Here is a 6180-nt window from a genome sequence, read left to right as displayed (position 1 = left end):
AGTGGGTGTGATTGGCTTAGCGGTAAACCTGCGGGCGTATGACTTCGTGTCCCAGGAAATCCGGGCGGCGGAAGACCCCGAATTCGAGACATTCTACACCAAGAACATTCTGCTCAACGAAGGAGTCCGGGCTTGGCTGGCTCCTCAAGACCAACCCCACCAGAAGTTTGAATTCCCTGAGGAAGTTCTACCTCGCGGTAACGCACTCTAATAAGTTGGGTTTAGTCATCAACTTTGCTCCCCTGCCTTCGGGTAGGGGTTTTTTTCTGTTCATGGTTGATGGTTCAGAACTCAAAACTTGGTCAGGGCGGGTTTAAGTAGTCGGACAAAAGAAAACGGCACGCTCACGCCTGTTTTGTAAACAAGCCTCAAACCATTACACTTACAGATAAATGACGAATGACGAAAAACTTTCCTGGCTTCCCCTTGCCAAATCCAAATGGTGTGTTATTCTAATTAAAGGTGAATAAACACCAAATAACTAATCGGATTAAAAAACCGTACAGGGATTAAGGAGGTGATGCCCATGAGCGATAGTAGTAAAATTATGGGTCATCTGATTGGAGTTAGCCGGCTGTGCGCCGGGGCTGTTCTCTAACAGTTAGCTCAGTTCTCTTCGGAGAACTCATATATTGAGAAACTGGGCTGGTTAAGGAGTTCCTTCCGGCAGTCTGGTTTCAATCAGAAGACCCGCTAGACCGCTCTCACTATAAGTACTGAAGATTTTATCGAGGTACTTCCCGTGAGAGCGGATAGTTTTTTGGGAATTTTTTTAAGTTGAAGGTGGGAGAAAAGGTATGGCTGAATTACTCAGTGACGCAGAAATTCAAGAAAAAGTCAAGTCATTAGAAGGCTGGACTGTTGAAGGGAAAGAGTTACACACAACTCGCCAATTCAAAGATTTTGTCGAAGCGATCGCTTTTGTCAATAAGATTGTTGAACCAGCAGAAGCGGCTGGACATCATCCCGACTTAGCGATTTCGTATAACAAGGTGACGATTAGTCTCACCACCCATGATGCTGGGGGGTTGACAGCTAATGACTTTGAGATGGCTCAAACGCTGTCCAAGTTAAGCGCATAGCTGTAAAACGCGGATATGGCAAGGGCTTAAGTACCAGTTTAAAAAGCTTGACATCTAGGACTGCTTGTGTAATACAAGCAGTCCTTTTAGATATATAATTGGTACTATTAGCCAAAAGCTGACTGACTGGCAGATGGACAAGAGTTCCAAAATGAATCTGAAAATTAAGCGAAAAAATACCATCTGCCAAATAGACGATGTACCATGGTGCGAGAAGGGCAATCAAATTCTTTCTGTAAAGGTGTGAGGACAGAAGATGTCGAAATTACTGTGGAAGTCTCTACTTATTAGCCCAGCGGTCTTAGGTGTAACCTTAGTTGCATCTACGGTGGGAGTACGTGCAGCCGATAGCGCCAATCTGCCTATCGCTGACACTCAAACAGCAACGCCAGAAGTTCAGTTCGATGGTGTTGCTGATATTACAGTTTCAGAGGAAATTGCGGTCAATCCGGAACAGTTAACTCCAGCCAGTCTAGAGGTGAAGCCAGAGGCACAACCGACCTTGGCTCAATCTGTACCTGCTGCGCCCAATGACGCTGAGATTTTAAATCAAATCAATGACTACAGCAGCGAAGGCGGAAACTCCAGCGGGCAAGTGACCAGTGTGGGTCAGTTACGTGACGTTTCTCCGGGAGACTGGGCGTATGAAGCGCTACGCAGCCTAGTCGAACGCTACGGTTGTATCGCTGGGTATCCAGATGGTACATACCGGGGCAATCGGGCGCTGACTCGTTACGAATTTGCCGCTGGTTTGAATGCTTGTTTGAATCAAATTGAGCGTTTGATTGGTACGGGTGGTTTTGACGAGACTGAGTTAGAAACCCTGCGGCGGCTGATTCAGGAATTTGAAGCGGAACTGGCGACGCTAGGAGCGCGAGTTGATAATCTAGAAGGTCGTGTGGCGTTCCTGGAAGATAATCAGTTTTCCACGACGACGAAGTTAAGGGGTGAAGTGATTTTTGCCGTCACCGATACCTTTGGCGGCGATGACGATGATTTGGAGTTAGATTTTGACTTCGATGGGGATGAAGATTTCACTATTGTTGAAGATGATGACACGAACACGATCCTCGGCGGCAGGGTTCGTTTAGAACTGAACACTAGCTTCACGGGTCAAGATCGATTAGTCACTCGCTTGGCGGCTAGCAACTTAGACGCTTTTCGTCCTAGCAGCCCTCAGATATTTGAGGGTGACGCTGAAGATCCATCGTTCGCATTTAATACAGGCGAGGCGTTCCAAACCTTCAACCTTGGACCCGGAAATGGTAATGATGTCTTTGTAGACTGGTTAGCTTACTACTTCCCCTTTGGCAGCTCAAAAGTCTATATAGCAGGTGCGGGAGGAATTCATAGCGACTATGCTCCCACACTCAATCCTTTCTTTGAGGACTTTGATGGTGGCAATGGGGCATTGTCCACGTTTGCTTCGGAAAACCCCATCTACCGTATCGGTGGTGGTGCAGGTGCAGCACTTAGCTTGGGCGTCGGTCCACTAGAAAGGGTATTAGGTCCAAGTACCCTAACCGTTGGTTACTTGGCTTCCGATGCTGCAGACCCAAGCGAAGACAGCGGTCTATTCACTGGGGAATATGCTGCTCTAGCCCAGCTCAATTTCAACATCGGTGACCGGATTGGCATTGGTGCAACCTATGTCCACGCTTATCATAGTTCCGGCGGTGATATTTTTGACTTGGGTGCTGGGCGTGCTACTGGTGATGGTGCAGTGGTAGGTACGTATTTGGCTAATAATCCGGGTGAGGTTGCAGCAATCCTGAATCCAGATTTAGGGGTAAGTCCGACAGTCACCAATTCCTACGGTGTAGAACTTGCTTTCCGTCTGAGTGACAAGATTTCCATCAGTGGTTTTGGTACGTTTACAGACGCCATCTTGCTCGGTAAAGGCGGTGCTGAAATTTGGACTTATGGCGCTGGGGTAGCGTTGAGCGACTTAGGTAAAGAAGGTAACATTTTAGGAATCTTCGGTGGTGTACAACCCTATTTGGGAAGTACGAGTACTCCAGGTCGGGATTTCAAGCGGGGAGACTCGGATGATTTACCCTGGCATGTGGAAGGCTTCTACAAGTACCAGCTTACAGACAATATCTCACTGACTCCAGGTGTAATCTGGCTGCTGAATCCTAACCAAGGTGGTGACGATGCAGTCATTGGTACACTCAGAACAACGTTCACGTTCTAAGTCAATTCCGTGAACAGCAAAATTAGCCTGAAACTTCATTAATTATATGACCCCGCCATTGAGCGGGGTTTTTCAACTTGCCCGATCTAAACCAACAAACCCCACTGGAAAACCGGGGTATACTGGGAATGATTGACCTGACATGAATCAATTTCTGTGGAACTCTCCTGTAAGACCGAATACACCCTACTGGCTCTCTTAGAACTCACGGGTCATTACAATGAGGGAGAACCCTTACAAATCCGACAGATTGCCGCGCAACAACATATTCCCGATCGCTATTTAGAACAACTTCTGGCAACCCTGAGACGGGGCAATATAGTCCGTAGCCAACGGGGGGCTAAAGGGGGCTACATTCTGGCGCGGGAACCCTGGACAATTACCCTATTGGATGTGATTAACTGCCTAGATGGTTCAACCGCACCCGTCTCTGGAAACCAAAAAACTGTAACAACCGAAGAAAGTGCGATTGTCCAAGAAACATGGCAGGAAGTCCGCGATCGCACCAATGATATCTTGCGAGACTATACATTGCAAGATTTATGGGAGAAACTGAATAATAGGCAACAGTTGAACATTATGTATTACATCTAATATTAGGATGTCCCTGTTCCCCGTTCCCTAACAAAGGACATAAAACGTAGCTTGCTTCTTTTTGGGAGCGAGTATGACATAGGACGAATGACCAATTAACCAATATTCGTTTATCCTAGAAATAATGCTAATTTACAGAAATTTAAGATTCTGACTTGCCTCAAAAACGCATGAAATGCATCATTAACCGCCGCGCCCAGTTCTCCGCCAGTCATCGCTATTGGTTACCCGAACTGAGTGAAGCGGAAAACCAGCAGCAATTTGGTCGGGGTGCCCAGTTTCCCGGTCATGGACATAATTATGTCCTATTTGTTTCCCTTGAAGGTGACCTAGACGAATACGGTATGGTGCAAAACCTATCGCAAGTCAAAAAAGTGATCAAGCAAGAGGTCACCAGCCAATTGGACTATGCCTATCTGAATCATACTTGGCTAGACTTCCAGGAAACCCTACCTACGACCGAAAACATTGCGCGTGTCATCTGGCAAAAGCTAGCACCTTATTTGCCGCTTGTCAAGATACAGCTATTTGAACATCCAGAACTTTGGGCTGATTATTTAGGAAACGGAATGGAAGCATATCTCACCGTATCGACCCACTTTAGCGCCGCTCATCGGCTGGCTCATCCCCAACTCAGTTATGACCAAAACTGTGAAATCTACGGCAAATGCGCTCGTCCCAATGGTCATGGACACAATTATCATTTAGAGGTAACCGTAAAAGGGGAAATTGACCCACGTACTGGGATGATTGTCGATTTGGGAGCCTTGCAGAAGGTAATCGATGATTATGTCGTCGAACCCTTTGACCATACCTTCCTGAACAAAGACATCCCTTACTTTGACCAGGTTGTGCCGACAGCGGAAAATATTGCCATCTATATTCGGCAATTGCTCCAGTCACCGATCCAAAAATTAGGAGCGAAACTGCATAAAGTTAAACTCATTGAAAGTCCCAATAACTCCTGTGAAGTCTATTGTACAGGTGAAATATCATCGGTAGAACCGGACGCGATCGCATCTCCTGTTCTAACATTTGTTTAGGGGAGAGTACCCCATCTACTCTATGATGATGTTGGTCTAGTAGTCAGCGCTCAAACCCCTGTCCCTGCCTTCCATAGTCGTTAAGCAGTCTAGATCCCCGACTTTTTAGAGAAGTCGGGGATCTGGGTGCTGTTTGGCTTCCGGATGCTTCTTTCCCACTCACGTAACGAGTGAATAGAAGAGGGGAACATTGACATTCTCCCACCGTTAAATCAAAGATTGTAGCGGGATCATTCTCGCTGATTGAGGTAAATGAGCCAGGTATGGCAGAGTTTGAGTATCAGTTTTTTGCTTCCACCGAAGTCATGAGAAAAACTTTTGGTAAGATAGGCGAAAGCTTAATATTCTGCCTATTATACCCATCCTGCTCAGACAAACGATAAAATGTCCTACTTGAGGTCACAGTAGAGGAACTATGGAACCGAATCCACAAAAATCTGAATATACTGAGGGTAATCCCCCAGAGGTCAAGACGGCTCAAGCCGACGCTACAAAAAGCCCAGAGTCTAAAGTAGATGTCAATGTTGACCAACCTGGGACAGTTGCCCAACTCCCGCCTAATAATCAAGCTAAGCTTCCCGCAGCGGGTCAAACCACGGATCAAGCTTGGCAGGAATGGGTACAGCCTGTGTTTGACTTCCTGTCCAAACTTCCGGCGATAATCAGTGCATTTTATTACGAGTACCAACAAGCCATCATTTTGATTGGTCTAGTGATAGCCGGCTTTATCACCGTGTATGTTACCCTAGCTGTACTGGATGCCATTAACGACATTCCCTTATTAGCCCCAATTTTTGAACTTGTTGGGATTGGTTACACAATCTGGTTTATTGCCCGTTATCTTTGGAAAGCTGAAAGTCGCCAAGAATTGGCTCAAGAGTTTGATTCTCTTAAAGGGCAATTGCTTGGTAAAGACTCGACTCAGAGTTAAGTTACTCCTTATCCCTACCTGAATCTCGAATTTGGGTGGGGATAATTCTAAAAAACCAGTCCTGGGACTTATGAATAAGGGCGGGTTTTGTTGTTCCGTTATCGGTGAGGAGGGCGGGTTTTGTTGTTCCGTTATCGGTGAGGAGGGCGGGTTTTGTTGTTCCGTTATCGGTGAAGAGGGCGGGTTTTGTTGTTCCGTTATCGGTGAGGAGGGCGGGTTTTGTTTTTCCGTTATCGGTGAATAGCTGAATTTAGTCCCTAAACCCGCCCCTACAATTGTCCCTAAACCCGCCCCTACAATTGTCCCTAAACCCGCCCCTACAATTGTCCCTAA

Annotated in this window: 5 protein-coding genes and 1 pseudogene; all 6 read left to right on the top strand. The window is 46.5% G+C overall.

Annotated features, from left to right (window positions below):
• Positions 1-211, top strand: a pseudogene (locus tag RIC07_RS18045) (photosystem II D2 protein (photosystem q(a) protein)); the annotation flags it as partial.
• Between the two features lie 586 nt (positions 212-797).
• Positions 798-1082 (top strand): 4a-hydroxytetrahydrobiopterin dehydratase, encoded by a 285-nt coding sequence (locus tag RIC07_RS18040; RefSeq protein ID WP_446395741.1) that lies wholly within the window; start codon positions 798-800, stop codon positions 1080-1082.
• 256 nt (positions 1083-1338) lie between these two features.
• A complete protein-coding gene (locus tag RIC07_RS18035; RefSeq protein WP_446395740.1) occupies positions 1339-3279 on the top strand; it encodes an iron uptake porin in 1941 nt (646 codons plus the stop codon).
• A 156-nt stretch (positions 3280-3435) separates the two neighbouring features.
• Positions 3436-3873, top strand: a complete 438-nt coding sequence (locus tag RIC07_RS18030) for an RrF2 family transcriptional regulator (RefSeq protein WP_446395739.1) — start codon at positions 3436-3438, stop codon at positions 3871-3873.
• Between the two features lie 170 nt (positions 3874-4043).
• A complete protein-coding gene (locus RIC07_RS18025) occupies positions 4044-4916 on the top strand; it encodes a 6-pyruvoyl trahydropterin synthase family protein (protein ID WP_446395738.1) in 873 nt (290 codons plus the stop codon).
• A gap of 415 nt (positions 4917-5331) precedes the next feature.
• Entirely contained in the window at positions 5332-5847 is a 516-nt protein-coding gene (locus RIC07_RS18020; RefSeq protein ID WP_006099737.1) for a CAAD domain-containing protein, read from the top strand.
• The last annotated feature ends 333 nt before the right edge of the window (positions 5848-6180 follow it).

The organism is Coleofasciculus sp. E1-EBD-02 (genome assembly GCF_040218245.1).
Classification (GTDB): Bacteria; Cyanobacteriota; Cyanobacteriia; order Cyanobacteriales; family Coleofasciculaceae; genus Coleofasciculus.
This window is presented reverse-complemented; position numbering and strand designations above follow the sequence as displayed.

Coding starts and splice junctions, on each gene's coding strand:
- RIC07_RS18020 (WP_006099737.1), top strand. CDS start 5,332: ATGGAACCGAATCCACAAAAATCTGAATATACTGAGGGTAATCCCCCA.
- RIC07_RS18035 (WP_446395740.1), top strand. CDS start 1,339: ATGTCGAAATTACTGTGGAAGTCTCTACTTATTAGCCCAGCGGTCTTA.
- RIC07_RS18040 (WP_446395741.1), top strand. CDS start 798: ATGGCTGAATTACTCAGTGACGCAGAAATTCAAGAAAAAGTCAAGTCA.
- RIC07_RS18025 (WP_446395738.1), top strand. CDS start 4,044: ATGAAATGCATCATTAACCGCCGCGCCCAGTTCTCCGCCAGTCATCGC.